General features: G+C 52.8%; 21 protein-coding genes. 12 read left to right on the forward strand and 9 right to left on the reverse strand.

Features of this window, described 5'->3' with window-relative positions:
* Positions 1 to 79 precede the first annotated feature (79 nt).
* Both JMJ04_RS01625 and JMJ04_RS01630 read right to left on the reverse strand, forming a co-directional pair.
* The gene (locus tag JMJ04_RS01625; RefSeq protein ID WP_201368825.1) at positions 80 to 2353 is read right to left on the reverse strand and encodes a peptidase domain-containing ABC transporter; all 2274 of its coding nucleotides are present in this window, start codon (positions 2351 to 2353) and stop codon (positions 80 to 82) included.
* A 366-nt stretch (positions 2354 to 2719) separates the two neighbouring features.
* Positions 2720 to 3838 (reverse strand): glycoside hydrolase family 18 protein, encoded by a 1119-nt coding sequence (locus tag JMJ04_RS01630; RefSeq protein WP_201368826.1) that lies wholly within the window; start codon positions 3836 to 3838, stop codon positions 2720 to 2722.
* Between the two features lie 636 nt (positions 3839 to 4474).
* Between JMJ04_RS01630 and JMJ04_RS01635 the strand changes: the two genes are divergently transcribed.
* The 6 genes from JMJ04_RS01635 to JMJ04_RS01660 all read left to right on the forward strand — a co-directional run bounded on the left by JMJ04_RS01635 (position 4475) and on the right by JMJ04_RS01660 (position 11155).
* The gene (locus JMJ04_RS01635) at positions 4475 to 4807 is read left to right on the forward strand and encodes an RNA polymerase sigma factor (protein ID WP_201368827.1); all 333 of its coding nucleotides are present in this window, start codon (positions 4475 to 4477) and stop codon (positions 4805 to 4807) included.
* A 79-nt stretch (positions 4808 to 4886) separates the two neighbouring features.
* Complete coding sequence (locus tag JMJ04_RS01640; protein ID WP_201368828.1) at positions 4887 to 5732, forward strand: CHAP domain-containing protein; 846 nt, start codon at positions 4887 to 4889, stop codon at positions 5730 to 5732.
* Between the two features lie 113 nt (positions 5733 to 5845).
* Positions 5846 to 6580 (forward strand): CHAP domain-containing protein, encoded by a 735-nt coding sequence (locus JMJ04_RS01645; RefSeq protein WP_201368829.1) that lies wholly within the window; start codon positions 5846 to 5848, stop codon positions 6578 to 6580.
* A 159-nt stretch (positions 6581 to 6739) separates the two neighbouring features.
* Positions 6740 to 9301, forward strand: a complete 2562-nt coding sequence (locus JMJ04_RS01650) for a serine/threonine-protein kinase (RefSeq protein WP_201368830.1) — start codon at positions 6740 to 6742, stop codon at positions 9299 to 9301.
* A 113-nt stretch (positions 9302 to 9414) separates the two neighbouring features.
* Positions 9415 to 10497 (forward strand): lactonase family protein, encoded by a 1083-nt coding sequence (locus JMJ04_RS01655; protein WP_201368831.1) that lies wholly within the window; start codon positions 9415 to 9417, stop codon positions 10495 to 10497.
* 247 nt (positions 10498 to 10744) lie between these two features.
* Positions 10745 to 11155: a nitroreductase family deazaflavin-dependent oxidoreductase gene (locus tag JMJ04_RS01660; RefSeq protein WP_201368832.1), complete on the forward strand. Its 411-nt coding sequence runs from the start codon at positions 10745 to 10747 to the stop codon at positions 11153 to 11155.
* A 102-nt stretch (positions 11156 to 11257) separates the two neighbouring features.
* Here the strand turns inward: JMJ04_RS01660 and JMJ04_RS01665 are convergent, their stop codons facing one another.
* On the reverse strand, positions 11258 to 11971 hold the full coding sequence (locus JMJ04_RS01665; protein ID WP_201368833.1) for a DsbA family oxidoreductase: 714 nt from the start codon (positions 11969 to 11971) through the stop codon (positions 11258 to 11260).
* Positions 11972 to 12749: 778 nt separating this feature from the next.
* On the opposite strand from JMJ04_RS01665, the gene JMJ04_RS01670 reads away from it, so the two are divergent.
* Positions 12750 to 14027: a zinc ribbon domain-containing protein gene (locus JMJ04_RS01670; RefSeq protein ID WP_201368834.1), complete on the forward strand. Its 1278-nt coding sequence runs from the start codon at positions 12750 to 12752 to the stop codon at positions 14025 to 14027.
* A 76-nt stretch (positions 14028 to 14103) separates the two neighbouring features.
* Here the strand turns inward: JMJ04_RS01670 and egtD are convergent, their stop codons facing one another.
* Together egtD and egtB are read right to left on the reverse strand one after the other, a co-directional pair.
* A complete protein-coding gene (gene egtD / locus JMJ04_RS01675) occupies positions 14104 to 15072 on the reverse strand; it encodes an L-histidine N(alpha)-methyltransferase (protein ID WP_201368835.1) in 969 nt (322 codons plus the stop codon).
* Positions 15065 to 16375 carry an ergothioneine biosynthesis protein EgtB gene (gene egtB / locus JMJ04_RS01680; RefSeq protein ID WP_201368836.1) on the reverse strand — a complete coding sequence of 437 codons (1311 nt, stop codon included), beginning with the start codon at positions 16373 to 16375 and terminating at the stop codon, positions 15065 to 15067. The genes egtD and egtB overlap by 8 nt, the downstream gene beginning before the upstream one ends.
* A 222-nt stretch (positions 16376 to 16597) precedes the next feature.
* Between egtB and JMJ04_RS01685 the strand changes: the two genes are divergently transcribed.
* On the forward strand, positions 16598 to 16825 hold the full coding sequence (locus JMJ04_RS01685; RefSeq protein WP_201368837.1) for a DUF2795 domain-containing protein: 228 nt from the start codon (positions 16598 to 16600) through the stop codon (positions 16823 to 16825).
* 78 nt (positions 16826 to 16903) lie between these two features.
* Here the strand turns inward: JMJ04_RS01685 and JMJ04_RS01690 are convergent, their stop codons facing one another.
* Both JMJ04_RS01690 and JMJ04_RS01695 read right to left on the reverse strand, forming a co-directional pair.
* Positions 16904 to 17896 carry a universal stress protein gene (locus JMJ04_RS01690; RefSeq protein WP_201368838.1) on the reverse strand — a complete coding sequence of 331 codons (993 nt, stop codon included), beginning with the start codon at positions 17894 to 17896 and terminating at the stop codon, positions 16904 to 16906.
* Position 17897: 1 nt separating this feature from the next.
* A complete protein-coding gene (locus JMJ04_RS01695; RefSeq protein ID WP_201368839.1) occupies positions 17898 to 18911 on the reverse strand; it encodes a universal stress protein in 1014 nt (337 codons plus the stop codon).
* A gap of 652 nt (positions 18912 to 19563) precedes the next feature.
* Between JMJ04_RS01695 and JMJ04_RS01700 the strand changes: the two genes are divergently transcribed.
* Complete coding sequence (locus JMJ04_RS01700; protein WP_201368840.1) at positions 19564 to 21162, forward strand: glycosyltransferase; 1599 nt, start codon at positions 19564 to 19566, stop codon at positions 21160 to 21162.
* A 74-nt stretch (positions 21163 to 21236) separates the two neighbouring features.
* Complete coding sequence (locus JMJ04_RS01705) at positions 21237 to 21443, forward strand: hypothetical protein (RefSeq protein ID WP_201368841.1); 207 nt, start codon at positions 21237 to 21239, stop codon at positions 21441 to 21443.
* A 126-nt stretch (positions 21444 to 21569) separates the two neighbouring features.
* Here the strand turns inward: JMJ04_RS01705 and JMJ04_RS01710 are convergent, their stop codons facing one another.
* On the reverse strand, positions 21570 to 21824 hold the full coding sequence (locus tag JMJ04_RS01710; protein ID WP_201368842.1) for a hypothetical protein: 255 nt from the start codon (positions 21822 to 21824) through the stop codon (positions 21570 to 21572).
* Positions 21825 to 22056: 232 nt separating this feature from the next.
* On the opposite strand from JMJ04_RS01710, the gene JMJ04_RS01715 reads away from it, so the two are divergent.
* A complete protein-coding gene (locus JMJ04_RS01715; RefSeq protein WP_201368843.1) occupies positions 22057 to 23718 on the forward strand; it encodes a RecQ family ATP-dependent DNA helicase in 1662 nt (553 codons plus the stop codon).
* 79 nt (positions 23719 to 23797) lie between these two features.
* Here JMJ04_RS01715 and JMJ04_RS01720 read toward each other — a convergent pair whose 3' ends face one another.
* On the reverse strand, positions 23798 to 24127 hold the full coding sequence (locus JMJ04_RS01720) for a hypothetical protein (protein WP_201368844.1): 330 nt from the start codon (positions 24125 to 24127) through the stop codon (positions 23798 to 23800).
* A gap of 653 nt (positions 24128 to 24780) precedes the next feature.
* On the opposite strand from JMJ04_RS01720, the gene JMJ04_RS01725 reads away from it, so the two are divergent.
* Positions 24781 to 26082 (forward strand): extracellular solute-binding protein, encoded by a 1302-nt coding sequence (locus JMJ04_RS01725; protein ID WP_201368845.1) that lies wholly within the window; start codon positions 24781 to 24783, stop codon positions 26080 to 26082.
* Positions 26083 to 26157: the final 75 nt, after the last annotated feature.

Raw genomic sequence — 26157 nt, forward strand, 5'->3', positions numbered from 1 at the left:
ATCATAGTTGCTTAAAAAGGTGCTTAAGCGAAAGACGGTGTCACAGAACGCGTTTCCATTCACACCGGAATGCCCGGAGTTACTCGTTTCTCAGTGCTCCATGAGCCAGTTGGTGCTCAATTAATTGCGCATAGTAGCCATCTTGCCGGAGCAGCGCCTCATGGGTTCCCTGCTCAATCACGCGCCCCTGTTCAAGAACCAGGATCAGGTCGGCATTGCGAATGGTACTGAGACGATGGGCGATGATAATCTGTGTGCAAGCCAGCTCGCGCAGGTTTTGCTCGATGAGATGCTCGGTCGCGACATCCAGGGCGCTCGTGGCTTCATCAAGCAGAAGTAGCGCTGGTGAATTCAGAAGGGCACGCGCAAGCGCTATCCGCTGGCGCTGGCCGCCCGAGAGGGCATTACCCGCCTCAGCTACATAGGTCTCATAGCCCATGGGCATGCGTACAATATCCTCGTGGATGGCTGCCAGGCGCGCGACCCTGACAACTGCGTCATGATCAATCCCTGGCCTATTCAAGGTAATGTTATCCTGTATCGAACCACTAAAGAGGTTCGACGACTGGATCACGACCCCAAATTGGGAGCGTACCGCTTGGTAGTTCAGCGTATGTAACGGCCTGTTGTCGAAGAGAATCTCCCCTTGCGTCGGCAGATACAGACCCAGGAGCAGGTTTCCCAGCGTGCTCTTGCCCGATCCTGTACGCCCCACGATGGCCACTTTCTGGCCCGCACTAATGGTCACATTGATATGGTGTAACACCTGCGGCGCGTGCATATCATAACGAAAACAGACATCTTCGAGGCGCACACTACCCGTCAAACGCGGGGGAAGCGCCACCGTATGTCCCTCCTGTTCTGGCGCGGTCTCCATTACATCGGCGATGCGCTCCAGGTGCGAGTGAATAAGTTGCAGGCTCTGCCCATTCGTCACCAGGGTGACAAAGGGAATGAGGCAGGCGGTACTAAGAGCATTCAAGGCCAGCATAGTGCCGACCTGCAGCGTACCGGCAAGCACCTGCCAGGTTCCAAACCAGAGCAAGGCAACAGGCGCGAAGACGCGTACCGTGGTCAGGATCGCATTAATGATCGTTGAAAGCATGTTACGCCGCACGGATATATTCATCTGCTCATAGAAGAGATTGGACCAGCGCTCAAGTGCCTGCTGCTCTGCGCCCATAGACTTGAGCGTCTGTATGCCAACCAGCACCTCTGCCATATAGCCCTCCGCCTTCCCCTGAGCCATCAACTCACGATGCGAGAGGCCGCGTACCTGACGGTTTGTCGCCAGTAAGAGCAGAAACTGGAGCGCGCCAATGCCCAACACCAGAAGACCGAAACCTGGAGATTGAGATAACAAGATGATAAAATAGACAATGGCAAAACTGCCATCGAGTACCGTTGAGATAAGCTGGTTACTAATCGTCTCGCGAATAACCAGGTTGCTATTCATGCGCGCGAGAATATCACCGCTGGACCGTTGCTGGAAGAAGCGCTGCGGCAACGCCAGGAGATGCTCAAAGAAGTCAAGCATCATATGCCTGTCAATGCGTGTCTGCAAGTAGAGCAAAACCGAGCCACGCAGGAACGTCGTCGCCAGTTGCGCGAGCAACAGAATGCCCAGGCCACTACCCAGCAACACCAGAAGGTCTCGCAACGTATGAGGGATAACCTGGTCGATCACGACCTTGGTCAGCACGGGAATCGCCAGGCCAAAGAGTTGAAGCAGCAACGAGGCCACGATAATCTGGAGAAGTGCTACAGGTGATTGTTGTACATATTTTCTGGCATAGGCGCGCAACCTTACGCTCACATCAGAGCCCTGACGGGAAAAATCGGACCCTGGTTCTAGCAGGATGGCGATCCCCGTAAAGCTCTGTTGAAACTCCTTCATGGAGACACGGGTTCGCCCGCAAGAGGGATCGACTACGTCCAGAGCGGTAGCTGACCAGCGTTCAACAACCAGGAAATGATTAAAGTTCCAATGAATAATGGCTGGTAAGGGCAGAAAACGAACCTCTTGCTCAGAAACGCTGACTGCACGTACACGCAGGCCATAGGAACGGGCCACGCTTACAATAGCAGAGGCAGAGAGGCCATCTCGGCCCGGACCACAACGCTCCACGACCTCCGCGACAGTGGTTACGCGTCCGTAATAGCTGAGAATCATAGCCAGGCAGGCGGCGCCACACTCTACCATTCCCATCTGCATACGTACCGGTACGCGCCGCCGAAACTTAAACAGAATCGCGGGTGGCGAGGCAACGCGAAGGAGAATATCTTTCTCCCTTCTTCGCGTATAATGCTCCAAGGCTGCCCGGCGAAAGATGCCGCGTTTCTCCTCTGACATGGTACTGCATTCCCTCTTTTTGCTCTTTCGTTCGCTCTCGAGTACCTTCAAAGTCTAACGCAAAAAACGGCAAATTCCGCCTGTAGAATTACTGGTTCATGAAACTGGGGATATAGCCAGCCAGGAGGAGACAAAGCCGGTAGAATTACTGGTTTCTCTAACGTGGCGAGGGGCGATGCCAGGCAAGCTCCTCGCTGCTGTCTCGCTATCAGGACCATTGCACCTTAGTGGCGTCCGAGCACGCACCACCAAACTGCATGTATATCGTTATGTTCAGTGAGCGCTCAAAGTGTGAGAAGACACTCTCATGTCTTCTCACACCTTTCATTAAAAGGGGGCAAGCTCATCTTTTCTGAGCTGGTTTCCTCATCCCTGCCGAAGTTGAGACATGGGGACAGGAATGGTATAGGTCTGACCCCCTACGCCTACTCCTCCTTCGCAGCTATTTGGAGGGGTCGTACAGGCACCCCGCGCTGAAGGACACTCGGCGGCCCAGAACATATAGCCCAGCATCCCACTCGTGGTCCCTGCTCCGTTAGGAGCCACCGAATGCACATAGTTGCCAGTGGTATCTATGAGCGATCCACTAAAATGGTAGCATTCCGGCTGAACGGCCCCGTTGGCACTGGTAATATAGAGACCTCCGGTGAACTTGGCTGGAGCAAGCGGGGGAATCGGGGGGCTATACTGAGGCTTCCCATCAATATGTTCTTGCCAGTTCGCCTCGGCGCTGTTTGCACTGCTTGGTTGTCTGCTCGGCACCATGGCATTGGCATAATCAAGTACAGGAGTCGAAGTTGTAAGCCAGGAAGTGGTCGCCTTCGTCGTCAAGCCTATCAGCCACCGATCGCCAGCAGCCAGATCAATAGTCAAGCGCGCCGCGGGGTTGCTCCCCGTCGCATCGTAGGGCTCTACAGAACGATAGGCATCAATGAACGCTTGCAGCCCCGTCAAATTGGGTGAGCTTGACTCCTCATAGTCAATCTCGATGCCCACTCCCAATTGTTGAGCGACCGCTGCCGCGTTAAGCCCTAACTGGGTGGGATTGGTGGTAAGTGCCTGATTCCAAGCATTGACATAGGTAATCCCGCCGATGGAGAGCATGACACGGATATTATGACTCTTGAAATAGTTCACGATGTCTGCTGTCATGCCAATGGGGAGACCCTGCGTTGTTTGCGTATCTGTGGTCTTATTGAGCAATTTGAGCGGTTGAACGAAACTCAAGACCACCAGATTTACAGAGGGAACACCATCTCCTCGATCAATAAGCCAATGATTTTTGCTATCGAACTCAGTCACACTACGTACCGTTCCCCAGAGACATCCATCGTTACTACACTGCCAGGCACCATAGACCGAGATCGGGGTAGAAGTGGCAGCTCCTACATGGGATGAGGCTTTACTAAGAGGAACGTGGATAAAGAGCAGAAACAGTGCCGTACAGATGCCTAGTACATGAGCTACGAGCTTTTTGTGTGGCATTCTCTCCTCCTCAAAAATAAAGGATTTGCATACATCAAACAAAACGTTCATAAAATGAAGCGAAAAGAGGTCCTGCAACCTCCAGCTGCGTGGCGTACCCATTCGCTATCCGAGGTGGTATCACCCTGGATAGCTACTGTTGAGCCGATGCGAACCAGCTTAGGGGTAGATGACCAGATCAGCGACATTGGTGCTGGAGTTCGATGGACCGCCAGTTGTGTTGACAATGTGAGTAATCGTGCCAGTTCCGCCCAGCGAGACGGTGTCACCGGCGAAAAGGAAGAGAGGAACGGAAACAAAGGGGGATTTTTGGGAAAGGAATAGACATATTTCCTCCTTGAAATATCTAGCAAACGCGGCATTTTCTGTTAGCAAGCTCTTGCCTGGAGGCCTTTCCGCTTCATGCGTACTTGTTCACCTGGCATTTCGCTCACATCATGCAAAATAATCTCTAGGGAAAGCATACCATGCTTCTAAGCATAAGGTCAATATATCTATACCACCATACAAGATCTCATAACGGTAAGTTTTGGCACTTGATCTTTTACGCCTTAGGGAGAAAAAGCATATTTTTCGAATGTTATAATTTCCCATTTTTTGCGATAGAAAGGAGAGATCTCAAAAGGTAGGGAAACAATGAAGAAAGGATTCACTGTAATAGAGCAGGATAGAAGCGCACTACTCTATAAACGGCAGGCGCCTGCCATTCTCGCCTATTTCTATCGGCAGACCGCTGCCTGGGATGACGCTGAAGATCTTCTTGTCGAGGTCTTTTTGTCTGCTCTGGAAAATCAGCGTTTTCGAGTCATCTCTGAGGAAGAGCAAGAACGCTGGCTGTGGAAAGTTGCACACAATAAGGCGGCGGATTACTTCCGCCGCCTCAAACGGCAAGCTAGCCTCCCGCTCCATGTAGAGACAATCGAAGCCGTTCTTGCAGACACGGCTCTGACGCCGGAGAATCGTTTGTAATGAGGGAGCCATCAGAATGCTCCTCTTTCGTACGCTCAAACACCTACGAATCATCTACACAAAAACGGCGAGGTGATCAATGACAGAACATAATCCAGACTTTCACCCAGAAAAAGAAGAGAAAGATATCGAACAATACTTCCACCATCTTTCATCCGAAGACGCACAACTGCTGGATGATTTGCGCAATCACTATAGCTTGATGAGTGCGCGTAGCACACACATCCTCGCACATGCCTGGGAGCGCATTCAACAGGAGCAGCCATCATTGCGAGAAGAGAACATGAACGTGTTCATTTACCCAACCAGTGAGATAAAAAGAGAAGGACATCTGAAAGTCGCCTCAAAGAAGGTAGGTCGGCTGAGACAATTAGTGAACGTACTGGTAGCAGCGATACTCCTGATAGTTATCGTTGGAAGCATGGGACTGGTCTCAAGTTATTTTCGCGCACAAACTAGCACAGGGCATAGGGATAAGATCGCCATCACAGCAGTCACTCCTTCGCCAAGGAAGGGGACAACTCCTGGGACACAAGGAGGTCAATCGTCCTCAACTGGAGAAAAGTCTCTTGACTGGCCCGTTGGACATGATACCTACTGGGCCAATCGTCGCTATCATCAATTAACTGGTTACTGGATAGCCTGGCACGGCGACGCGAACCAATGGGTCTCTGGCGCACAAGCCGCAGGTTGGCAGGTTTCACAAACACCACACTTTCCCTCTATCATCGTACTGATGCCATTTGTACAGGGTGCAGGCGAACATGGACATGTCGGGGTGGTCGAGACTCTTGGCACCACCAGCAGTTCTACAACGATACACACCAGCAACATGGATTGGTACATCAATGGAGGCGGTTTAAATCTTTTATCATACGCCGATTTCACCGTTGGGACGGGTGTCTATTTTATCTGGCACCCTTAATTATTGCGCGTAATGAGCTTTATACCAACCAGCCTGGCGTGTGTGCTATAGTCACGCCAGGCATGCACTCTACGTCCACCGTTCATGCAACAACAAGGATGTGAGCAATAACAATGAAGGATTCACTCTTCAGTTCGGAGCCTCGCAGAGCAAGCCATACCACCGCATTACGCGATCCTGTTGCCATCAAACCAACAAATACTAAGAGTCCCCCACCTCGTCACTCGCAAGGGCAGCGCATCATTATCCAGGTCACAGTTACTTCGCTTTTCATCACGCTTCTCGCCGTGACGCTGCTTGCAGCAACAACGAGTGGACAGGCTGAAACTGGCTCTGGGAATGTTTTCAACAGCGTTAGCCATCTCTTTGACTCCAAGAACGACAATTCAACGCTGTTAGCTCAACAGGCTGCAACAGCGACAGCGGTGACCCAAGATGGCTTTGATGGAGGCAATCAGTCATATGCTGGAGTGAATGGAGGCCCGATCCTAGATGGTACAGGTAATCATTTTTTCCAGGGACAATGCACCTACTGGGCGGCCTTCCGTTTCCACCAAATACACATGGTGTGGGTTCCCTGGCCAGGCAATGCCTGGGAATGGTTGGGGCAAGCACAGCGCTATGGCTGGAAAGTTTCCGCCCAACCCACTGTCGGCGCGATCCTTGTACTGCAACCTAACGTTCAGGGGGCAGGTGCCTATGGCCATGTAGCCATCGTGGAGAAGATTAACACGGACCATACTGTGTATATCAGCCAGTACAACTGGCAGGGAGGCTTTGGTCAGCTTTCTAACTGGAATTTTTCATATCCAAACTATCCCAGGGTAGCCTTCATTAGTTTACCGTAGGTATGTTCTTTTCACGTGATAAAAAGAGATGCCAGGCCTGGCAAGAGGGTAAGCAGCCCTTGACGAGTTTTCTAAATCAACCTTACAATATTTCTGCATATAAAGATAAAAACCAGGCAGGAACGCTTCTGCCTTAAGCAGCGTTGTGGAGGATAGAGAATGCTCACGGCCATTGATTCTCAGATCGGCCCCTATCGCCTCAAACGCCAGATTGGTTCAGGCGGCTTTGGGAAGGTATTTCTCGCGGAACACACCACAAAGCAGACTCAGGTCGCTCTCAAAGTACTCCATACGTTCTCTGATGACGACGAGGAAGAGAAAGAAGCCTATGCAGAGGCGGTCGTAGCCTTTCAGCAGGAATTTCGTATATTGCAACAAATGCAACACACCTATATTGTGCATGTGCTGGATGGACAGTTGGAAGGCGAAACGCCGTATGTGGCGATGGAGTGCTGCTCCTACGGAGCCTTTGCGCGGCGCTATCCTCTGGGAGTGATTTTCCCGCTGGCCTTAATTGTCTCACGCGTACGCCAGATCGCGTCAGCACTGCATTACGCCCACGAGATGGGAGTAATTCATCGTGATGTGAAGCCACAAAATATGCTGTTCGGTGTCAACGAGGAAATCTTGCTCAGTGACTTTGGGCTGGCAGCGCTTACGCACAAAGGTGATGGTGATCCCGATGATCCCTACCGCTTCTCCGGCACTCTATACTATATGGCACCTGAGCAGTTCTTCGGGTCTCCGGTCCCCAACAGCGATCAATACGCCCTCGGCGTGACCGTCTACAACTGGCTAAGCGGCAACTTTCCTTTTTATGGATCGACTCACCAGTTTGCCGCGTATTTCCAGGGAGCAACGCCGCCCATACCGTTGGGCGACCAGGTTCCTGATCTGCCCGCCGGCATCGAAGCGGTAATCATGCGAGCCCTGGCGATAAACCCCGATGAGCGTTATCCCAACGTCATGGCCTTCGCAGATGCCCTGGTAGAAGCCAATCAGGTCAAAGCAGATTTCTATGCGCTGCCCATTGGCTGGGATCAAGAAGCCAATGCCCAGCTCTGGGCCGATCAGGCACTGGTGCTCCATGACGCCAAACGCTACGAGGAGGCCAAAGAGGCCTGTAGTCGTGCACTAGCCCTCAATCCCCGTTTCTACGAGGCCTATGCCCATAGGGGTATGATCAAATATGAGCTCAAAGACTACGCTGCGGCGCTAGAAGATCTGAACCATGTGATTGAGATGGCTCCCGACCTACAAGTCGCGTATAAATATCGCGCCCTGGTCTATCACAAGTTGGAACAATTTGAGCAGGCCATCGCCGACCAAACCCACATCCTTGAGCGTGATGATGCGGACGCCGTTATGTATAATAATCGCGGCTATGCCTATCAAAGGTTGGAGCAGTTCCAGGCTGCGCTCGCGGACTTTCAGCAGGCCATCACGCTTTTCCCACGTTTCGCCCTCGCGTATGCCAATCGGGCCTCAGTTTATCGTGAACTTGGCGAACTTCAGGAGGCGCAGGACAATATCCAGCAAGCCCTGGAACTGGAACCAACCCTGGTTCTCGCACACAACGAACAGGCAATGTTATTGCATAGTCTTGGCAGGCACGAAGAGGCACTGGCTAGCATCAAGCGAGCACAAGAAATAAACCCGCATGATACTCACACCTGGGTCGCACTGGGTGGGATTTCCTATGATCTCGAAGAGTATGAGCAGGCTCGTATCGCTTTTACCCGGGCGTTGGAACTGGAGCCAGCATCTGCTGATGGCTGGTATCTTCTTGGTTGCATTTCTATCAAGCTCGAGGATTACTCACGTGCGTTAGAAGAGCTTTCGCAGGCAGCGAAGGTTCGTCCAACCTACGCACGTGCCTATCATGAGCGCGCTCTGCTGTTGTATACCATAGGGCAATACGAACAGTCGCTGGTGGAATTTGAGAAAGCATTTGAACTCGATCCGACAAATACAAAGTACTGGTCTGAGTTCACCTCACTGCTTCTCAAACTGGGGGGAAACGACCTGGTTCGAGACATGTTGCTACGCGTCATTCAGCACCATCCAACGCTCTCCGAGGCCTGGTTTCAACTGGCATCGTGTTCCGCGTATAACGACCGCTTTGTCTCCGCACACCAGCAATATAGCAGAGCACTTAAATTCAATCCCCATAACGCCTTTGCCTACGCCATGCGGGCCCTGTGCAACCTGGAGATGAAGCACTATAATAGCGCGCTCGTCGATTGTCGCAGAGCCAGCACGCTTGATCCCGGGCACTATCTCCCCTGTCAGACGCGCGGAAACGTTTTTCTGGCAATCGGTCAGAATGACAGGGCCTACCAGGCTTTCAGCCAGTTGATTGAAAGAAACCCAGATGATGCTGCCAACTGGCAGACACGCGCCACATCCTCATATCAAGCGCACAATTATGCGCAGGCCATTGCCGACTGCACCCAGGCGCTCACGTTGGATGAAGAGCTTGCTGAAGCCTATCTGACCCGAGCACAGAGCCAGCGAGAATTCGCGCATTTTACTGAGGCCGTAGCGGATTACCAAACTTACCTGGCTATCAACTCCGAAGATACAGATGCCTGGAAACACTTGGGGCAGGTCTACGATATGCTGGGTAATGTGGAGCACGCGCAGGCAGCGTATCAGCAGGCCGAGCAACTAATGATGTCGTCGCATGTATTGGTCGAACAACAGAGCAGAAGCAAGTAACCAGTAGATGTTACACAAAGCAGTCAGGCAGTGTGGCATAATACTTTCTTAGAAAGCATGCCGCCTGTGATGATATGACGCACTTTCACACATCCACGGCTTAGGAGTATTAAATGACAAATTCCCGCTATACAGTCTATGTTGGCAGCTATGCCACTCCCGATGCACCCGGCATCCATGCCTTTACCTTTGACATGACAACTGGAATATTGACGGCCAAAGGGTCCTCTGCTGGCATTGCACATCCATCCTTTATTCTCGCTCACCCCAACCAGCGCTGGCTCTATGCGGTAAGTGAACAGAGTGAACAGGTAGATGGCAAGGCCGGAGCGGTCTGGGGGCTGGCACTGGACAACATCGGCGCGCAGGCGACTTCGCCCCTCTTAAACAGCCAGGCCAGCGGCGGCAACTGGCCCTGTCACCTGGCGCTGGATGCCAGCGGCAAGTGGCTGGTCGTATCCAACTATGGCAGCGGAACGGTCGCTGTCTTTCCCATTCAGGATGACGGCAGTCTTGGCGCAATGAGCGAGCATATCCAACACCATGGGAGCGGACCAAATCCAGAGCGACAGGAGGGTCCACATGCGCACTCGGCAACTTTTACGCCTGATAACCGCTTTCTGATCGTGGCAGACCTGGGAATTGATCAGCTTGTCATCTATGCCTTTGATCCCGTCAAAGGAACCCTCAAAGCGCACGCACAGGTTCACGCCCGGCCTGGAGCCGGTCCTCGCCATATGGCTTTTCATCCCCAGCGTCCACAACTCGCGGTCGCATGCGAACTAGATAACACCATAGTCATCTATGACTACACCGTGGAAGACTGTCACCTCGAGGCACGCCAGGTACTCGAAACGCTACCGTCAGGCGCCCCTGAGAGTGCGGTCGCCGATATTCACTTTGCTCCTTCAGGCGAACGGCTCTATGTTTCGAATCGAGGCCATAATAGCATCGCAGCCTTTGCCGTTGCCCCAGATGGAGAGTGGCAGCGCCTGGCAACTTCGCCCACTGGTGGCAACTGGCCCCGCAACTTCGCCCTCGCGCCCAACGGGCGATTCTTGCTGGTCGCGAACCAGTATAGCGGCGAGATCACGCTCCTCCCAGTAATAGAGAGCGAACAAGCCCTCGGAGAACCTATGGCCAGAGTTGCCGTTCCAGGGGCATCATGCATACAATTTGTGAGCAGAGAGAGCTAGATTATGCGAGTTTGACCGATTTGTTGCAATAGCTCCTGGTTAAAGTTGTGTCCAGTCCGCAATGGCAAAGGGACTCGCGAGATAGAGCATCTGCAAGAGTTTAAAAGCGGTGCCATAAGTGAGTATTTTCACAAAAATCATACATAATACGGTAAATAAAACTTACTTATCAAAGTATAAATTCAGCATGTGTTAAAATAGGGTGAGGAAACCCAATATCCAGGAGATAGATAAGGAGATACAGGGGATGAATGATACTGAGTTCATTGAGCGCAATCAAAAAGTTGTCGAGGAATTTCGCGCTAATAGGGGAAAGGTCCCAGGTTGGGCGCCTTTGATTCTCATTACAACGAAGGGGGCGAAATCAGGTCGGGAGCGTATTTATCCGTTAATGTCGGTTCCTTATGGGGATACCTATCTTGCGGTCGCCTCCAAGGGAGGCTCACCGAAGCATCCTCTATGGTATCACAATCTCATGGCACATCCCGATATCACGGTTGAGGTTGGAAGCGAGAAGTTTCCTGCCAGAGCCAGGTTGCTCAGTGGCGATGAGCGGGCGCAGGCCTTCACGAAGGCAATCTCGGTCTTTCCCCCTTACGGCGAATATCAGAAGAAGACCGCCCGCGAGATCCCCGTTTTCCTGCTTGAGCGCATCTAAGCGCAGCAAAAGCATGCTGAGAATACTTGCCACCATCCACTCATAAGAGGAGGCATGGGCTTTTGTGCGATCTTTGTACAAAAGCCCATGCCTCTTACGCTCTTAGTCGTTCTGGGGAATGGCGCAATTGTCGCCTTCACAGACGCCCGCATCCTGCGTGCTTCCACTGAAATTGATAAGTGGATGGGACTCGGACCACGCCTTCGTGAGCACCTCCGCAAATACCTGGCTCGGCTGCGCGCCGGAGATCCCATACTTCTCATCAATGGCGAAGAAAGGAACACCCTGAACACCAAACATGCTGCCACGCTGGAAGTCCGCCTTTACCTCGTCGGCATAGGCATCGCTCTCAAGCGCCCCCCGCAGTTCATCGGCATCGAGACCAATCTCGGTCCCCAGGCGCACAAGCTCATTAATGTCGGAGACCGCCGCGCCCTCGGTAAAGTGCGCTTTGAGCAGGCGCTCTTTAGCTTCATCCTGGAGGTTCTTGTGAGCCGCGAAATGGATCAGGCGGTGCGCGTCAAAGGTGTTGTCGTAGATGGCCGTGTCTAGATGATACTCCAGACCAGCTTCGGCAGCGACCTGCGTCACGCGCTCGTTCATAGCCTTTACCTTCTCGGGTCCACCAAACTTCTTCGCGAGGGCCTCGCCCGTTGTCTGCTTCGAGTCGCGGGGGGCGTTGGGGTCAAGCTGATAGCTGCGCCAGATAACATCAACCTGCTCGCGCTGTGGAAACTCTGCCAGCGCGACCTCAAAGTGTCGCTTCCCAATGTAGCACCAGGGGCAGGCAACATCGGACCAGATTTCAACCTTCATGGATGGGTTCTCTCCCTTATTCTTAATGCGCGCCCCCGAATATGAGCGGGACGTCGCGCTTCATAATAACATTGCTCTATAAATAGCGTACTCTGCCATATAAGAACAATCACCAACGAAAAAATCTTCCCCGAAGAACCTTCGTGCCTGCGGCACTCAGGAGTAAAGAAGGTGTATGTGGAAAACGGCTTTGCCGTTTTCCACATACACCTTCTTTACTCCAAGGCTCGCTACGCGAGCCAAGACAAGAGTCAGAAGAAACTTGGCAGACAGCCCTTGAACACATACAGCAGTGTTTGCAAAAAAGCAAATCTGGGTCTATACTAGTAATGCCCCAATAAAGGACGCGTCAATATTGGAAGGCCGTCTTTGCTATGTGGTTTGCGCGAATGAAAGTTGCGCAAGAAACACCGCCAACAAAGATGCATTTCTCTGCAGTGTCTCTTAAACTTTCACGACTGAGAGAAATGAGTTAAAGCCGAGTGCTTACCAGATATCGGGCAGCACCTCGGCTTTAACATTTTTGGCAGAAGTTCCCCATGTAGACATCGCCATAATCACACGTTTCAAATCACCTTCAAGACCTCATCCCACATATAGGCACATGCGCCGAATGAAGTGTTTCTCATTCTCCAAAGTATGCGTCCACCAGCGTTGATCATATAAGATCACTTCTCATCCGCTTTGGCAACGCATTTTACTTCAATAGTACAACAGTCTTTTTTGCGCCGCTTTATCAAGCGCATAGATGCTCATACAATGTAAGGAGAACACTTCCATGGTTCAACAACCAGGTCGTTCCTGCCCCTCGTGTGGATCCCCCCTGGGCGCGGGACAGCGCTTCTGCTCAAACTGTGGCTCAATCGTTGAGGAAGATATCAATAAGCCGACGGAACGTACGCCAGGGGAACTTCAGTATCGCGATCTCCAGCAGGAGGCAACCCAATGGAGTTCGCCCACACCCACGCCTCCTCCTCCTCCTCCTTCTCAAGGACCAGCCATCTCACAACAAGCCTATGAACGGCCTATGAATTACCAGCCTGTCCCGTCCTACGCTCAGGCCCAACCCTCTTCATCAGGGAAAGCACTCCGACAGATTGGATGCGGAACGATACTTATCCTGCTAGTGATACTCTCGCTCTGTGGCGGAGCGGGATACCTTGGTTTCCAATGGATCAAAGGCGCCGCCACCAGTGCTTCTCGCAGCACGCCATCTACCTATAACTCTAATGGCAATAGCTCGGATAACTCAGGCACCAGTAGTGGTTCAGTCATCACGACGGCACTCAATACCAAGGCCGTTACCTATGCCAGCGTCTCCATCAGCATCGTCAATGTTCAGCAGGCGAACAGCCTGCCAGGTGATGAGAATGGGAATCAGACGGGTCTGCTGCGCTTAAACCTGAAAGAGGATAATACCTCTTCAAAAGGATCGTATTATTACTACGGAGACGTCGCGCATCTGATTCTGCCCGGTGGCAATAGTATCGCGCCAGGCACCATGCAAAAATCTTCGGGTCCCGATGCCTCGACCAAGCGCGATAACTGGCTTGATTTCCCGGTAGCCACGAATATTAAGCCAGATCAGTTGACCCTCCGCCTGGGCAAGAGCACTGAAGCCCAGATTGATATTCCTTTGAAATCCGATGCAGACGTGGCGAAATACCAGCCAACGACGATCACACCCAATAAACATGTCCAGTATGCCGATGTGACCTGGACGATTACCAGCGCCACACTGCAAATGAGCTTCCAGGGCAAACAGGCCGATAACGGAAAGCGCTTTGTCGTGCTCAAGCTGCGCATGGATAACACCAGTTCCAAGACGTTTATTGGCTACGATGGCGATTATATGCGTCTCCAATCTGGCGACACCACAAGCCCCCCAGACGGCGACAGTGATGTCCCTACCAGCGTCGACTCTAATCAATCAAACGTGACTGGTACTGCCGCATTTATGATTCCCGATGGCAACCCCAATTGTACGTTTATCCTGTTAAATACGCCCTCTACTGGCTCTGTGCCACAACAAACCATTGACCTGCAATTCAAATAAGCCAGATAGTTTGTAGGTGGTATGGTAAAGCCCTGGCAGCTTGCGACTGCCAGGGCTTTACCATACCACCTACAAACTAGAGGGTTGTCAGGTACTGGACGCTAAAGAGCCGTTGCTCATCGCACCAGGCGCGTTCAACGCTAAAGCCTGCGGCTCGCGCCAAGCGCGCAAACTCCTCCAGCGAGTATTTATAGGAACTCTCGGTCCAGATGCTTTCGCCACGCTTAAAAGGGATCTCGATATCGTCAATGTGTACAACCTGTTCCTCCAGGCTCACAAGATGCATCTCGATACGCCCCTCACCTGGATTATAGCAAGCGTAATGGCGAAATTGCGCGAGCTGGAAATCGGCCTCCAACTCCTGATTGAGTCGCCGCAAGAGATTCAGGTTAAACTGGGCGGTGATCCCCTGCGGATCATTATAGGCATGGTGCAGGACCGTAAAGTCTTTTTTGAGGTCGACGCCGATGAGCAGCCCTCCACCTCTACAGGTGTGCGCGATCTGTTGCAGGAAGCGCCGGGCCGCCTTTGGCTCAAAGTTGCCAATTGTGGCCCCCGGAAAGTAGCCGATGCGCTGGCGTACCGCTCTCGCAGGCATGGGAAGCTCAAACTCACTGGTATAGTCGGCGCAGACAGGCAGTACTTCGAGCGCTGGATAGGCCAGCGCCAGGGCAATAGCCGCCTCCTTCAGATACGCTTTTGAAATGTCTATAGGAATATACCCCGCCAGGTCCTTCAGCGTATCGAGTAACATGCGTGTCTTCAGGCTATTGCCACTCCCATACTCGACAAGCAAGCAGTCCGGCCCGAGCAGTTCAGCAAGTTCTTCCACGCACTGCTGCATGATCCGCCTTTCGGTGCGCGTTGGATAATAGGCCTCCAGTTCACAGATCTGAGCGAAGAGTCTGGACCCCAGTTCGTCATAGAAGTATTTACTGGGCAGGGCCTTGGGCGACTGCTGCAACCCCTGCATGACCTCCTGCCGCAACGTTGTGCAGGTGGGGGCGCAATCAAGCAGTTGGAGTGTCAGATGCTTGCTACGCATGCGCCTCTCCCCCCCTGGCCAGGCGAATGCCTGTAAATTGCCAGCGCGCATCTGGTGGGAAGAAGTTGCGATAGGTTGGGCGGATATGCGAGAGGGAGGTGACACATGAACCACCGCGCAGGACAAACTGGTTACACATAAACTTACCGTTATACTCGCCAACCGCTCCTGATGCAGGTCGAAAGCCTGGATAAGGAGCATAGGCACTCTGTGTCCACTCCCAGACATCGCCATACATCTGCATGGGGCCCTCTTTCTGGAGCGCTATCTGCATAGGCACAGGATGGTAGACGCCACTCTCCACAAAGTTCCCTCTCACGTCCAGGCCACTGGCCGCGACCTCCCACTCCGCCTCGGTCGCAAGCCTGGCATGCTTCCAGTGGGCGTAGGCATCGGCCTCGTAGTAGCTGACATGGCAGACAGGCTCGTCTTTGTTGACTGCACGCAGGCCGCTCAAGGTCATCATGCACCACTGACCATCCCGTTTCTCCCAGTAGAGGGGTGCCTGCCACTGCTGCTCTTGCACGGTGCGCCAGCCATCCGAGAGCCAGAGCGTGGGTGTGCGATACCCGCCATCCTCGATAAACTCAAGGTACTCACCATTGGTGACCAGGCGTGAGCCCAGTTGGAAGGGCTGGACATAGGTTTTATGCCGGGGTCCTTCGTTGTCAAAGGCAAATCCCTCGCCTTTATAGCCTATCCAGTAGACATCCTCCTGATAAGTTATCCAACGCAGGGGTGCAACCGAGAGCGAGGAAGAGACAGGAGCCTCATGATAAGCGGGATTGAGAGGATTACAAGAGAGCACATGCTTGATATCGGTAAGCATCAGTTCCTGGTGCTGCTGCTCATGATGCAGACCCAGCGTGATAATGGGTGTGAGCGCGCCCAGGCGACTCTCTTCGAGATGCTCAAACAGGGCCTGCATGTGCTCATCGACATAGCGGCGATACTGGTAGGTTTCCGTAACGGTTGGACGAGAAATCAGACCGCGCTTGGGGCGACAATGGCGCGCACCGACGCTATTGTAGTAGGAATTGAAAAGATATGTGTACTGGGGATGGAGCGAGGTATAGCCAGGTTGGGCGGCGGAGAGCACGAAGGTCTCCCAGAACCAACTCACATGAGCTAAATGCCATTTCGTCGGGCTGACATCTGGCATAGATTGCACAACATAATCTTCTGTCACCAGCGGCTTACATATCAGTTCAGAGAAGGCGCGCACCTGTTTGTACTGCTCAGTGAGAGCATGGCGGGAGTGGGTCAGGGCCGAGGGTGTTTTGGGCTGCGCATAATCTACCATGAGTATTCTCCTTTAGTGATGGCATAACGCCCAAGGATATGCTGAATTAGATTCTGCCAATGGTGCATTCGCTTTCAGCATACACGGCGCAAAAAACTACACGATGGCAGATTCTCTCACATCACTCTTTCCCCTTTGCTACATGTTTATGATGAGAACAGACCCGTAAGTATCCCATGGGTGCATAGATATTTGCTTGAGAAACAGAAAGGAAATACCAGAATGAACTTTGATATTACCCAGGTAGACCAGATGGTCAATAAGATTCCCTACCCTGTGTCCACATCCAATCTTAAACAGATGGCACAGCAGTTTAGCGGGGGCAATCCGCAGATTACGGCGGTTATTGATCGCCTGCCCGAAAAAACCTATAATTCATCTGATGAACTCAAGAGTGACCTCCAAAAAAACCTGGGAAACCTGGGGAATATGGGAGGCTTCAAGCTCTAAGCCATTTCCCCGTTTAGCTCGCTTCTATAGCGGGTGGGAACATGTTCCATGCAGTAAGGAACATGTTCCCACCTGCTGCTACAATGCTTTACCAGGATCAGGACGTACCAGCAACACGGGCCTCGTCGCCGCAGCCAGGACGCGCTCAGCAGTGCTCCCCAGAACCCAGCGCTCAAAGTCACCACGTCCATGTGTAGCAAGCGCTACCAGGTGACAAAGCTGAGCTGCTTCATCACACTGACTGGTCTCAGCCAGGTGAAGCAGGGTATGAGCCGGGTCGCTCCCCTTCACAATCGCCCATGATAGCCGTACGCCGGTTTCCGCTCCAAGTGTGTCTTTCAACCTGGCAACCAGGTTCTTGAGATACTCATGTGCCAACGATGTCGCCTCTTCTTCAATGTTCTGGACGAGGCACGCGCGACGGTACAGGGCGAGTTCATCGCTAGAGAGTGACTGAATTACGCGTACCAGGTGCAATTCACCTTGCTGGGGTGCTGAGAGCAGAGACACCAGTTGCGCCGCTGGACACAGCACTGACTCTGCCCACCTGGACCCATCCAGGCCAACCAGCGCGCAGAGCGCACCTGGCTTCTCAAGCGTAAGGCATTCCTCTCGCAGGCATGCACTACTCATTATGAGTACCGGCACATGACTATGGCGCGCCACCTTTTGCGCTACGCTTCCCAGCATCCAGTGCTTAAAACCGGTCCTCCCATGCGTGCTCATCACGAACATATCCACATGCTGCTCACGCGCAAAGGCGAGCAGAGACGATGCCGCCTCGCCATATAAGACCACTTGCTGAGTCTCTATACCAGCGACCGCTGGTCTCTGAGTCAGGTGTGTGAGGTAGTTCTTCGCATCCTCCGCCGAGTCGACATCGTCATCGGCATACATATAGCAGGCATAGGGATTGGCAAGCGCCATACACGATGCCATGTTATCAATGACTCGCACCACGCGTGCCAGAAACAATGTTCCCCCCGAACGGCGCACAATGGCAGCGGCAAGCGGGAGCACGCGTTCAGCAAACGCAGACCCATCCAGAGGAACCAGAACATTGTGAAACATCTTATGTCTCCTCCTCAGTCTCCTCTTCCCCTGCATGCTCCCCAACCCAGGCTGGACGCGTAATCAAAAGCGGCAACCGCGTACCATGCAACACGCGCTCCGTCACACTACCCATGGCCCAACGCCGGATGCCACTCAGGCCATGCGTCGCCATCGCGATCCCATCACACCTGGGCATGCTCCCAAGACCATCCTGCGTATCGCCATGTTCGGCCACGCGCACAATGGCATTCGCGACGTCATTGTCCAGGATAACAGACCAGGTAACCATAAAGTTTTTTGGCGAGAGCGAGGGTTCCACCAGGCTCTCCTTGACCTTTTTAGTCATGGACTGCAAGTATTCTCCCGCCTTCTGCACCAGTTCGTGTCTACGCCCCTCATTTTCTAAAAGCTGTACGTTAGCAGGAATGACATGCAGGAGATGCAATTGAGCAGGCGTTTGTGGGGCCAGGTTCGCCAGTAGAGAAGCCGCCGATGTAAGCGCTGTCCTGGCTGGCGCCGAGCCATCCAATGGCACCAGCACGCGAAGAGGTTCAGTTGCGTCTGGATGTGGGCCCGCAGGCACCCCGCCCTCCTCTTTGAGCATCAAGACCGGGACTTTCGCGTGCCGTACGACTTTGGCTGCGACTCCGCCGATACGCCAGTGTGAAGCAGCATTTTGTCCATGGCTACACATTACAATACCATCCGCCTGCGTTTCAGAGGCCGCATTCAGAATGCTGGCGGCTGCGCTTCCACGCAGTAACAACATTTCTGTGGGGATGGGCGGCTCCGTTATCTCGGCCTCCTCCCCCGCTGGTGCAGGACTTAGCAAACTGTTGAGATACATCTCGGCCTCTCGCAGGCGCATCTCCACCAGGGGGGCCTGTTCCACTGCCCAGAGATCACTTACTGGATCCACTACGTAAACCAGGACAATCGAGCCTCGTGTGGCACGCGCTACCCTTTTTGCTAGCGGAAGCGCGCGCTCTGCCCGAGGTGAGCCATCCAGGGGAACTAGAATGCGCTTAAACACTATTGTCTCCTCCTTTTGCTACCCATCTTGCCTGTCTCCTGTGCTCCCCACTGACATCCTCATCACACATTCAGTATAGTTTGCCTCCTGTATCTCAGCCACTAAGCCAACCAGCAGCCCACCCTTGAGAAATTCCACCAGGAATAGTGTGAAGGCTTTTCTTGTTTATATTGATAAAAATAGTTCACGGCTAAGCTGTAAAATAAGAAGGTCAGGTGGTGAGACGGGATCAAGCCATAGAGGAAAATGAAAGGAAGGGTTATATCCGTTTTTCTTACGCCATTTATCGATGCTATGGTGTCTATGCCATAAAGTACTAGGGATTATGTTTCCAACAATGAAGAGGCCGATAGTAGGGTATAGGACAGGGCAGACCATGTAATCGTGTGAGCGAAGCTAGTTGCTGTGAAGCGGCTTTCACTGTTGTTCTTTCATGGTAAAGGGTTGCCTGCTCCACGTCGTTTAATTGCTCTCGCTCGAGAGGGGCGCAACTGGTTCAAGCAACCAGGAAGCGTTGGCATCATGGCTCATGACCTGGTACCGATGTAACCCGCTGGCGAAGTTATACTTAGTTACATATGAAGTGTAAAACCAAGGTCGCGGTTTTAAGCCCGATGCTGGTTCTTGAAATGAAGAAATAAAGAAGTACGCGATGTTGAAAAATGTTTACACTCCTGGTACGAGCAACGCAAGTACAAAACCAACTGCAAATCCAACTGCGAAATACGCTGGTATTCGACTAGAAGATAACACTTTACATATAGCAGCCACTCGTAAAAGCGAACAGGATGCGGAGTTCCATGCTTTTACTCAACCACTCCACGAGGATGGAGTAGAGCAGGTACTCACCTTTTTGCGCCAGGCAGCCCAGGAGCACAATCTACAGTACATTGCCAGTACCTTTACGCACGATCCTCGCTTCCAGGATCTGCACTCTCGTCTCTGGCTCGAAGAGGATATTGTCCCCTTTCATCTGCCAGCAGATACGGGTACAACCCTGGCCTCAGGTATAAAGACGATGATGAAAACATTCGATGAGCAAAATATTGTGGACCCGGTACTGACCAGCGTCAATGAGGTTCTCCCATCGGAGCTGGTGACAAAGGAAGATTACCGTCGAGTCACGCCACCAGCCGACTTTGCGCGCCTGGAAGCCCTGGCCCAGAGCCTACAGGGTCGAAAACTCATTTTCATCAACGCGACCCCGCGTGGTGGTGGTGTCGCCTTAATGCGTCATGCCCTCATCCGGCTTCTCCGCCTCTTTGATGTCGATGCCCACTGGTATATTCTTCAGCCCAGCAAGGAAGTTTTCGACATCACAAAGACTAAAGTACATAATGTCCTGCAAGCCGTCTCAAGTCCCGACACGGTGCTTACGCCTGATGATATACAGGTCTACGAGTCCTGGACGGAAGAGAACGCGGCGATGCTGCACGAGGTTTTCACCCAGGCAAACGTGGTCGTGATTGATGATCCTCAGCCCGCTGGCCTTATTCCACATATTAAGCGCGTCAATCCCGAGGCAAAGATCATTTACCGCTCACACATTCAGATCGTGAGTAGCCTGGCCAACCAGCCAGGTACACCACAACATGTCACCTGGAGCTTCTTGTGGGAAAAGATTCAGCTCGCGGACTACTTTGTGAGCCACCCCATGAGCATGTTTATTCCAGATAATGTGCCCGCTAACAAGGTCTTCTACATGCCCGCGACCACTGACCCGCTCGATGGCCTGAACAAGCCACTGAGCGAGAAGCAGCTCGATACCTATATGCAGCTCTTCAATACCTACCTGGAAGCTGCCGGTCAGGCTCCATTGGATGAAACACGTCCCTTCATTGTGCAGATCGCGCGCTTCGATCCCTCCAAAGGCATACCCGATGTACTGGACGCCTACCGCAAGCTGCGTGAGATGTTAGAGGAGCAGTGCCTACCCGTTCCACAATTGGTCATTGCGGGCAATGGCTCGATTGATGATCCCGATGGCGTTCCCATCTATAATCTCATCTGGAACATCCTGCAAACGGCGCCATACGCCCGTTTCGCGCATGATATCAAGGTGTTACGCCTGCCACATCGCGACCAGGTGCTCAACATGCTGCTGCGCAGAAGCAAAGTGGTGCTTCAGCTCTCAACCAAAGAGGGCTTTGAGGTCAAGGTGACGGAGGCCCTGATGAAGGGGAGGCCCGTTATTGCCTATAATGTGGGGGCATTCCACTCCAGATCGAGGATGGTATTACTGGCCACCTGATCGAGCCAGGCAACACGACCCAGGTAGCGAAGCATCTGTATACCCTGCTTACCGAAACAGAAAAATATCAGCGCATGAGCCAGGATGCCGCCGAGCGCGCTAATAGCGATTACCTGACGCTACCGAACGCCATCAACTGGCTCTTCCTGGCGCAGCAACTCCTACAGGATACCCCTATTGAGGGGAACTACCAATGGGTCAAACGCCTGGCAGAGGAGCAGATTCCCGTAGATCTTGCTCCAGAAATACTCCAGCTCGATATGCAAGAGCTTTCAGCGTAACGCTAGACACCTCTCATTCCTTCACCACGGTTGTCTAATAGCGTTATGATATGAGGACTCGTTCTCAGGGATGGGAACGAGTCCTCTTTTTTGTTGTCCCAGGCATCTCTCCTTATATAACGCTCACTAATCCTGCCGCTTCTTCTCCTGGTCTTTCGTCGAACTATAGGCCTGTTGACGCTCCTGTTCAATATCCTCAGCGATATCCACTCTCCCCTCGACAGGGGGCTGTGAAAGCACCCCTGGCTCTCCTGATCCCACTGGCGAATACCTTTCTAAATCGTTCTCACGTCCAATATCGTCGCGTCCCTCTGCGGGAGGCAGCGAAGCCGGAATAGGAATATCATCGTGACGCTCTTCGGATTGGGGGAAGGTCTCCATGACGCTCGCTCCTTCATTGAGAATGGCGGCATACACATGGCCGCCTGCCAGGAAAAAAGATACTTTTTCTCTTCTCGTTATACAAGCAACAACAAGCACCTTAACGTTGGCTAAGTTTTTCGCTCCCGCAATGTTGAGATCAGTCTCCGTTTTCTTTTTGCCAGATGAAGCGTTCTATATATGAGAGGCAAGCAATGAAGCTTAGCTCAACACTAGAAAAGAGTTTTACAGCATGGTACAGGATCACAAGCAGGTACGCTCACGCAAAGTCCCGTTTGCGAAGATAGCATACGAAACCTTTGGCTACGATCAGTTACGCCCTGGACAACAAGAAGCACTCCAGGCGGTTTTCTCAGGACACGATACCCTGGCCGTCCTTCCGACAGGCTCTGGGAAATCATTTATCTATCAATGTGCCGGACACCTCCTCAAAGGGGCAACGGTCGTAGTCTCGCCCTTGATCGCGCTCCAGCGTGACCAGGTCGAAAATATTGAAGAACTCAACATCGGCAATGCCGCACTTATCAATTCAGTAGAGCGCGATGTAGAGGCAAGCACTATCCTGGAGGACCTGGAAGAGGGAGACTTGGAGTTTCTCTTCCTGGCGCCCGAGCAATTCAACAATGCGGAGACGCTGGAGCGCCTTTGTCAGATCCAACCCTCGCTCTTTGTCATCGACGAGGCGCACTGCATCAGCGAATGGGGCCATGACTTCCGGCCCGAGTACCTACGTCTCGGCTCGATTATTGAGGAACTTGGACATCCTAGAGTCCTGGCTTTGACCGCCACAGCTGCGCCCCCTGTGCGCGAAGAGATCCTTGAGCGCCTGCACATGCAAGATACCAAAGTCATTGTCCAGGGCTTTGATCGCCCCAATATCTGGCTGGGTGTTGAGCGCTTTCAGGATGAACGCACCAAGAAAAAAGCGCTCGTCGAGCGGGTACAGGAGAACGCCAAACCAGGCATTATCTATGCCGCCACGCGCAAGCACACTGAGGAGGTAGCCGAGGCACTTCAAGCAGTCGGTATCAAGGCCGCCTTCTATCACGCGGGCATGAAGGGTGAGAAACGCACCCAGGTTCAGTCGGACTTTATGGAAGACCGGGTCGAGGTCATCGTGGCCACGACCGCCTTTGGCATGGGTGTGGATAAGCCCAATGTACGCTTTGTCTACCACTATGATATCAGCGACTCGGTCGACTCCTACTATCAAGAGATTGGGCGTGCTGGTCGCGATGGCGAAGCGGCCAGGGCCATCCTCTTCTATAGCCCCAAGGATCTCAATATTCGCTATTTCCTCTCGGGACGCTCATCCGTTGACGCAGAAGAGGTGGAGCTAGTCGCGGAAACCATTCAGGAGCAACCAGGTCCCATCACCACTAAAGAGCTAAGCGAGGCCCTCCATCTCTCCCAGACCAAAACCATGCAGATCCTCACTGCACTGGAAGAGCTCAACGTGATCGAAACCCTCTCCACTGGAGAAGTCGTCGCCAATCCCGAGTATATTTCGCATCACCAGGCCATCGAAGAAGCCATTCATATTGATGAAGCGCGCCGCCAGCATGATCGCTCACGCATTGAGATGATACGCGGTTATGCCGAGCTGCATGACTGCCAGCGCGAATATATGCTCAACTACTTTGGCGAGGTCTTTGAAGGGCCATGCCAGAACTGCGCAAACTGCGATGCTGGTATCGTCACCACGAACACCCCTGTTGAGCAGCAGCCCTTCCCCATTAACAGCCGCGTGCGGCATACCTCGTGGGGACCCGGACTAGTGATGCGCTATGAGGAAGATAAAATCATTGTGCTCTTTGATGAGGTTGGCTACAAAGCGCTCTCACTGACTGTTGTTCAGGAAAATAACCTCCTGGAATCACTGGTGAGCGCCTAGCAATACGCAGAAACCCAAAAGAAGCCATGGCGAGTCGGATGATCCTCTCGCCATGGCTTCTGTGCTTCCGCCTGCCAGGCTAGCGCGTCTGTAGGGAACCATGATCGTCGCAGTGGTCACCGTGTGGATGATGCAGGTGCCCCTGATAGAGGTAATCATAGTGATCGCCATGGGGAACTTGCTCATGCTGGGAAGCATCATGGCCGCCACAGGAGCACTCTATTGGCTGACACGAGGCGGGATTCTGCGCATTCACGCCAATCACATGCTCATCATAATGCCCCTCGTGGGGATGGTGCAGGTGACCTTCATGCAGATAGTCGATATGCCCCTCATGGACGACCGCAGTATGACCACACTGCTCCGTATGTTCATGTTCGCCGTGCGTTTCATGCATAGAATGGGTCATGCGTTATCACCTCCTGATCGCTAAACGCTACCAAAGCCAGTATGCTTTCTCAAGAGGACACGCACGCTTAAGCCATTTCGTCACTAGCCCGGCCATAAAGCTGCAAACGCGCTAGCCCCACCAGGCACGCACCCCTCCTGCCCCGCTACTGGCGTACGCGGCTACTTCTGTGTAGCCGCGTACGCCAGTAGCGGGGCACAACTATAAGTATCAATTTTCTACCCTTTTATACTAATCTCAACAAAAATAAAGCAAGCTCGCATGTTGACAGAAGAGATTTAGTGTGGCATAGTGTGAATAAGCAGTCTATTGGTATATACAACATATCAACTGTATAGCAATGGCAAGAAAGGTTGAGTGATAGAAATAGTAGCAAAATCACGTGCAACCTTTTTTCACGCCTACGCACAGCGCGGATTCAAGCGGCGCTTTGCCTGAATCCTGACCAGCTCATAGACGAGTGTGTCCAACGAGGAAGCTTTCGCTCCTGTGACCGATCCTCTTCTTACAGGATCGCTCTTCCTTCTACCCTATTTTCCCTTGTTCAGGTAGAAGTCCATACAAACTCTGGACCATTCCTCACGGCTTATTCGCGATACTGAGCATGTATCCTTTTTGTCTTCATCAAAGGAAACGAGGAGTATTTTAAAACTATGTATTCTACGACACGTCGACAATTTCTTGTGGATGGCGGCAAGATCGTCGTTGGAACCAGTGCATTGGCTGCATTCCTCGCAGCCTGTGGCGATTCCGGTGCCAGTGCAGCTTCAGGCATCCTCAACTACTGGGTCACAAGCTATCAGCCTCATGGCGCTAACGCGACCGGTAAACTTACGGATGCGGCCATGGCAGCTTATAAAAAGGCACACACCGACCTCAAGGACGTCAAGGCCACTGGCTTCACGGGTGACCAGGCTGGCTTAACCAAGGTCACGCAGGCAGTACGCGGCGGCACCTCTATTGACCTCTTCCGCTATCCCTCCGACAACCTGCCCTTGCTGATCAAGCAGGGATTGGTTGCTCCTATCGATGAGTATCTGAGCGCGGAAGATAAGGACGATTTCTATCCCGATATCCTTAAATCCGTCACCTTTGACGGCAAGGTCTATGCCTGGCCGCTCTGGGTACCTCCGGTGGCCATGTACCTCAATGTCGATCTCTTTAAAGAGCGCGGCATCGAGCTACCCAAAGATGATTGGACCTACGAGGAGTTTGTCGATATCGCACAGCACCTGACCTTCAAGCGCTCCAATGGGCAGCAAGTCTATGGCTATACAGGTGCCATCGATCCTGACCTGGTCAATACCTGGTCCTTCCTCCTGGGTGACGGGGCGACACCTCTCTCCGAGGATAACAAGAAATATACGCTCAATACCCCTGAGGGTGTGAGTGGCCTACAGAAGCTAGTTGACCTGGCGCAAAAGTATAAGGTTACTCCTCCCGACTTTGGCACACAGTCGCCCGATGATATCGGTACCGGCTTTAGCCAGAACAAAAATTACGCGATGTACAGCGCTCCCAGCGGTGACTCCAGTGGCTACCGCCAGTCGGGCCTGAACTTTGAAGTGCGCGCCATGCCCGTCGGCAAACGCAACAAACCCTTCACGGTTGGCGGCGTAGGTCTGATCGTGGTTGGCAAGCACAATGATAAGGGTCAGGAGAAACTGGCAATGGACTTCGCCAATTACCTGACAGGCAAGCAGGTCGGCACGGATGTCAACGGTTACTACCTGGCTCCGGGCGCGCGTAAGTCCATTACGGTGCTCGATCCCATCAGTAAGTTCTCGCCCTTTGTGGCCAGCACCTACTTTATGCCCCTCATCGCGCAGTGGTCACAGGTTCGTACCCTGATCCACTCGCAGTTGCAAAACGCGGTGCTGGGCAAGTCTTCCGCGCAAGAGGCACTCAATGCCCCTGCCGACGAGATCAATTCGATCCTTTCCGGCAATGCGTAAGCACGCATAAGAGAGGACGCGAGTGTACAGGCACGTTCTTGTACACTCGTGCTTCCCCTGAGCCATGAAGGGCAC

Source organism: Ktedonobacter robiniae, from assembly GCF_016587375.1.
Taxonomy (GTDB): Bacteria; Chloroflexota; Ktedonobacteria; order Ktedonobacterales; family Ktedonobacteraceae; genus Ktedonobacter; species Ktedonobacter robiniae.

What these genes read in the sequence shown, in the direction of transcription:
- JMJ04_RS01710 (WP_201368842.1), bottom strand. Translation starts at nt 21,824, where the DNA reads ATGGAGACCTTCCCCCAATCCGAAGAGCGTCACGATGATATTCCTATT.
- JMJ04_RS01685 (WP_201368837.1), top strand. Translation starts at nt 16,598, where the DNA reads ATGAACTTTGATATTACCCAGGTAGACCAGATGGTCAATAAGATTCCC.
- JMJ04_RS01625 (WP_201368825.1), bottom strand. Translation starts at nt 2,353, where the DNA reads ATGTCAGAGGAGAAACGCGGCATCTTTCGCCGGGCAGCCTTGGAGCAT.
- JMJ04_RS01720 (WP_201368844.1), bottom strand. Translation starts at nt 24,127, where the DNA reads ATGACCCATTCTATGCATGAAACGCACGGCGAACATGAACATACGGAG.
- JMJ04_RS01665 (WP_201368833.1), bottom strand. Translation starts at nt 11,971, where the DNA reads ATGAAGGTTGAAATCTGGTCCGATGTTGCCTGCCCCTGGTGCTACATT.
- egtB (WP_201368836.1), bottom strand. Translation starts at nt 16,375, where the DNA reads ATGGTAGATTATGCGCAGCCCAAAACACCCTCGGCCCTGACCCACTCC.
- JMJ04_RS01635 (WP_201368827.1), top strand. Translation starts at nt 4,475, where the DNA reads ATGAAGAAAGGATTCACTGTAATAGAGCAGGATAGAAGCGCACTACTC.
- JMJ04_RS01640 (WP_201368828.1), top strand. Translation starts at nt 4,887, where the DNA reads ATGACAGAACATAATCCAGACTTTCACCCAGAAAAAGAAGAGAAAGAT.
- JMJ04_RS01715 (WP_201368843.1), top strand. Translation starts at nt 22,057, where the DNA reads ATGGTACAGGATCACAAGCAGGTACGCTCACGCAAAGTCCCGTTTGCG.
- JMJ04_RS01630 (WP_201368826.1), bottom strand. Translation starts at nt 3,838, where the DNA reads ATGCCACACAAAAAGCTCGTAGCTCATGTACTAGGCATCTGTACGGCA.
- JMJ04_RS01670 (WP_201368834.1), top strand. Translation starts at nt 12,750, where the DNA reads ATGGTTCAACAACCAGGTCGTTCCTGCCCCTCGTGTGGATCCCCCCTG.
- JMJ04_RS01655 (WP_201368831.1), top strand. Translation starts at nt 9,415, where the DNA reads ATGACAAATTCCCGCTATACAGTCTATGTTGGCAGCTATGCCACTCCC.
- JMJ04_RS01705 (WP_201368841.1), top strand. Translation starts at nt 21,237, where the DNA reads ATGAGCCAGGATGCCGCCGAGCGCGCTAATAGCGATTACCTGACGCTA.
- JMJ04_RS01700 (WP_201368840.1), top strand. Translation starts at nt 19,564, where the DNA reads ATGTTGAAAAATGTTTACACTCCTGGTACGAGCAACGCAAGTACAAAA.
- JMJ04_RS01690 (WP_201368838.1), bottom strand. Translation starts at nt 17,896, where the DNA reads ATGTTTCACAATGTTCTGGTTCCTCTGGATGGGTCTGCGTTTGCTGAA.
- JMJ04_RS01725 (WP_201368845.1), top strand. Translation starts at nt 24,781, where the DNA reads ATGTATTCTACGACACGTCGACAATTTCTTGTGGATGGCGGCAAGATC.
- JMJ04_RS01660 (WP_201368832.1), top strand. Translation starts at nt 10,745, where the DNA reads ATGAATGATACTGAGTTCATTGAGCGCAATCAAAAAGTTGTCGAGGAA.
- JMJ04_RS01650 (WP_201368830.1), top strand. Translation starts at nt 6,740, where the DNA reads ATGCTCACGGCCATTGATTCTCAGATCGGCCCCTATCGCCTCAAACGC.
- egtD (WP_201368835.1), bottom strand. Translation starts at nt 15,072, where the DNA reads ATGCGTAGCAAGCATCTGACACTCCAACTGCTTGATTGCGCCCCCACC.
- JMJ04_RS01645 (WP_201368829.1), top strand. Translation starts at nt 5,846, where the DNA reads ATGAAGGATTCACTCTTCAGTTCGGAGCCTCGCAGAGCAAGCCATACC.